This is a genomic window from Mesorhizobium sp. M7A.T.Ca.US.000.02.2.1 (genome assembly GCF_003996995.1).
Lineage (GTDB): Bacteria > Pseudomonadota > Alphaproteobacteria > Rhizobiales > Rhizobiaceae > Mesorhizobium.
In genome coordinates, this window is sequence record NZ_RZTT01000507.1 from 1 (window position 1) to 3,794 (window position 3,794).

General features: G+C 60.3%; 3 protein-coding genes and 1 pseudogene. 3 read left to right on the forward strand and 1 reads right to left on the reverse strand.

Annotation, left to right across the window (positions count from 1 at the left end):
- Window positions 1-1,984 (reverse strand): TonB-dependent hemoglobin/transferrin/lactoferrin family receptor (locus tag EOD15_RS30395; protein ID WP_127409124.1); only part of this gene is annotated, 1,984 nt, incomplete at its 3' end.
- Window positions 1,985-2,182: 198 nt separating this feature from the next.
- Here EOD15_RS30395 and hemP point away from each other — a divergent pair.
- The 3 genes and pseudogenes from hemP to EOD15_RS30410 form a co-directional block, all read left to right on the forward strand.
- Window positions 2,183-2,395, forward strand: a complete 213-nt coding sequence (gene hemP / locus EOD15_RS30400; protein ID WP_127271521.1) for a hemin uptake protein HemP — start codon at window positions 2,183-2,185, stop codon at window positions 2,393-2,395.
- A gap of 124 nt (window positions 2,396-2,519) precedes the next feature.
- On the forward strand, window positions 2,520-3,581 hold the full coding sequence (locus tag EOD15_RS30405; protein WP_127409125.1) for a hemin-degrading factor: 1,062 nt from the start codon (window positions 2,520-2,522) through the stop codon (window positions 3,579-3,581).
- Window positions 3,582-3,591: 10 nt separating this feature from the next.
- Window positions 3,592-3,794, forward strand: a pseudogene (locus EOD15_RS30410) (hemin ABC transporter substrate-binding protein); the annotation flags it as partial.

Here is a 3,794-nt window from a genome sequence, read left to right on the forward strand (position 1 = left end):
GATTGCCCTTGGGCTTGCCATTGTATTGCACTTCGCCGCCCACGGTCAGCTTGTCCTCGAGGAAGCGCAAGCCGAGCTGCGCGGTGACCTGGGATGAGGGGATGGTCAGCAGGTCGGCCCGAACGGCCTTGTAGGAAATGGTATGACCATTGGTGATTGAGGCCGAGAGCCCGGCATAGCCCCATCCGGCATCATAGACGCCCTCAAGTTCGAAGCCGTAGATCTTGGCCTTGGCAAAATTCTGGTACTGGAAGCATATCGGGATACCGGGTCCGCTCGGGCAGCCGGCTGTCGGGTCAAACCGCGACAGGGTAACGCCATCGATGTAGTCTTCGACATCGTTGTTGAAATAGGCTGCCTTGATGCGCAGCGCATCGCCGGCTTCGAGGATATCATCCTGCTTGTAGTTGACGCCGAATTCGACGGTCTTTCCGGTTTCCGGCCGCAGATTGGGATTGGGCAGGAACGGGAAGGTGACACCTGCCGGATGGCGACCGCTGATCAGTGTTTCCGACAGGGAGGGTGACCGGTATCCTTCCGCATAGGTGCCGTAGAATTGCAGGCCGGCAAGGCTGGCGCTGTCGAAAGGCGAGACGCCGACGGTGATGCGCGGCGACAACCGGTCCCCCGACGTTTCGTGTGTGTCATCCTTGAGGCTGTAATTGTCGTAACGCAGCCCGGCGATGACTTCGAGCCACTCCCAGGTGAGCTTGTCCTGGACATAGGCGCCGGAGACGTTCCGCTTGCCGGAAGGCGTATAGAAGCTGTCGCCACCGGCCGTGCCGCCGGTCTCGACTTTATCGCCGGCCCAGTCGCCGCCATAGGTCAGTTCGTGCGCGATTCCCGCAGTCTCGAATCTGGACGTGTTCCAAATGTCGATGCTGGTCGTGCCGATGTCGAATGTCGATGTCGAGCCAGCCGGCAAAACAACTGGAAGGCCGGTGCTCGGGTCAAACCGGTTGAGAGGCACGAGGCTGGTCAGATCGAGATTGGTCTTGTTGTAGGAGGTGTTGATATGGAGATCGAGCCAGCTCTTGTCCTCATCCGTAATGTTGTAGCGGGCGGTGAAGGTGTTCGACTTCAGGTCGACGTCATTGACCGGCACGCCGCCGCTGATCTCGTTCCAGCCGTCGCTTGAGCCGACCCAGCCGAGCTTCAGCTCACTGTTGTCGGTCGGCCGGATGGTGGTCTTGAGCAGGCCGCTAAGCACATCGAAGCCGGTGCCCTTGACGGTGTCGCCACCGCCATCCTTGTAGTCGTCATAGTTGCGGTAGACGATGTTGCCGAGCACATCCCAGTTCTCGTTGAGGCGGTAGGCACCGGATGCGCTTGTTGTCCAGCCCTTGCCGTTGCTCTCATAGCGTCCCGTGACGGAGCCGGCCCATGTTTCTTCCGGCTTAAGGAAATCCCCGGCGTCCTTGGTGTCGAAGAAGACGACGCCGCCGATGGCGCCTGAGCCATAGGTGTTGGCGACAGGACCACGGATAACATCCACGGATTTGACGAGTTCGGGGTCGATGTAGAAGGTCGACTGCGTGCCGTGGTCGGAACGCTGGAAGTTCTGACGGGCGCCGTCGACGATGACCGCGACGCGACCAAAATCCTGCAAGCCTCGGATGTTGATACTGGTGCTGACGCGTCTGGCGTCGGCCTGCGCCGCGACACCGGGCACGCCAAGCAGCATCTCATTAGGCGTCGTCGCCATGCGGCGGTCGAGCTGTTCCTGGCCGACATGGCTGGTCGATGCCAGCGATTCGATCGCCGTCTCGCCGGTGCGGCTGATGACGAGGATCTTGTCGAGCAGCGTTGCTCCCGCTGGTGCGGCGTTTTCTTCTTCAGCCTTCATCGTTTGCTCTGTCGGCTGCGCCGCTTGCTGGGCGTTAGCCAATTGCGCCGACAAGGCGATAGCCGCCACGCTTGCCAACAATGCCGCCGCGCCGTTCGCCGCCGACCGGCCACGCCATTCCCAAGTCACCAACCCCATGCCCCAACTCCAAAGTCCAGGTTTCATGCTGGCTGGCCCGGGGCTGGCTGGCATTTTTGATCGTCTCCGGCGTCTTAAATGTTGACTCATTTAATCCGGTATTGCACTGACTAGTAAACATGATTATTCAAGTCAAGAAATGAATCGGATTACGCAACGCCTAGCCAGACGCCCGGCACAGGAAAGGGATCGACAGAGATGAACACCCACAATCCCAACGATTTTCGCTATCGCGTCCGCCGTTCCGACGATGCCTCGGCCCCCACCCGTTTCGACCGGGTTCCGCTGGCGGTGCGAACCCTGTCCAGCAACACTCTGTTCCAGGGCGAGCACGAGATCGGCATTGAGCATCACGGTGCGCTCTACCGGCTGAAGATCACCCGTCAGGGAAAGCTCATTCTCAACAAGTAAGGCTAGAGCGGTTCACCGTTTCACGGAAACGCCGAACCGCTCTAGCTCTTTGTTTTAACGCAATTCCGGACGGAAAACCGTTTCACACTTTTCCCGGAATTGCCCTAGGCAGCAGGGACGAAACATGGATCAGCGCGTAAAACCCGCCCCGCATGAAATCCGGCGGGCACGGACAGACAATCCGAAGACGCGCGAGCGTGATCTGGCTGCCCAGCTCGGCATTTCGGAAGCCGAACTGATCGCCGCGCATTGCGGCGACGGCGTCGTGCGCGTCGAGCCGCGCGTCAACGATCTTTTGACCGGCCTCGAGGCCGTCGGCGAGGTCATGGCGCTGACCCGCAATGAGAGCGCGGTGCACGAGAAGATCGGCGTCTATGACAAGGTCGTCACCGGCAACCACAATGCCATGGTGCTTGGCGAAAACATCGACCTGCGCATCTTCCCGAAGGTCTGGGCACACGGCTTTGCCGTCGAGAAGCGAGACGGCGACGAAATCCGCCGCAGCCTGCAGTTTTTCGATGCGGCGGGCGAGGCCGTGCACAAGGTGCATTTGCGTCCGGCCTCCAGCCTCTATGCCTATCAGAAGCTGGTTGCCGCGCTCGAATCGTCCAATCAGGAGCCGACCGTCGACATTTCGGGACCACTCCCCGATGACGAGAGCCATGGCGACGAAGCGGCCGCCAATCTCGACGATCTGCGCGACCGCTGGAGCCGGCTGACCGATGTGCACCAGTTCTTCGGCATGCTGAAGACGCTGAAGCTCAGCCGCCGGCAGGCGGTGCGCCTGGTCGGGCAAGACTATGCCTGGCAGCTCGACAATGATGCCGTCCGTGCCATGTTTCATCACGCTGCGGAGGGCGAGATGCCGATCATGTGCTTTGTGGGAAACCGCGGCTGCATCCAGATCCATTCCGGTCCGATCAAGTCGATCAAGCCGATGGGGCCATGGATCAACGTGCTGGACGAAACCTTCCACCTGCATTTGCGGACCGACCACATCCAGGAGGTCTGGGCAGTGCGCAAGCCGACCAAGGACGGTCATGTCACCTCGCTTGAGGTCTATGATTCCGACGGCAAGATGTTCATCCAGTTCTTCGGCAAGCGTCATGAAGGCGAAAGCGAGCGGGACGACTGGCGCTTCCTGGCGGAAAACCTGCCGCGCATCCCAAGCCCGACCGCAGCCTGAGGAAAATGCGATGCGTTTTTTCCCAAGATTGTCGACCGTGCGCGGATCTATTTTCCGGCCGGTGATCGGTATCTCCATGGCTGTTATCGCACTGCAATCCGCCAGCGCCATGGAAGGCACGGCCGTGTTTGCCGATCCTTCGAAAATCGTGGCCGTTGGCGGCTCGATCACCGAGATCGTCTATGCGCTCGGCGAGGAAAAGCATTTGGTGGC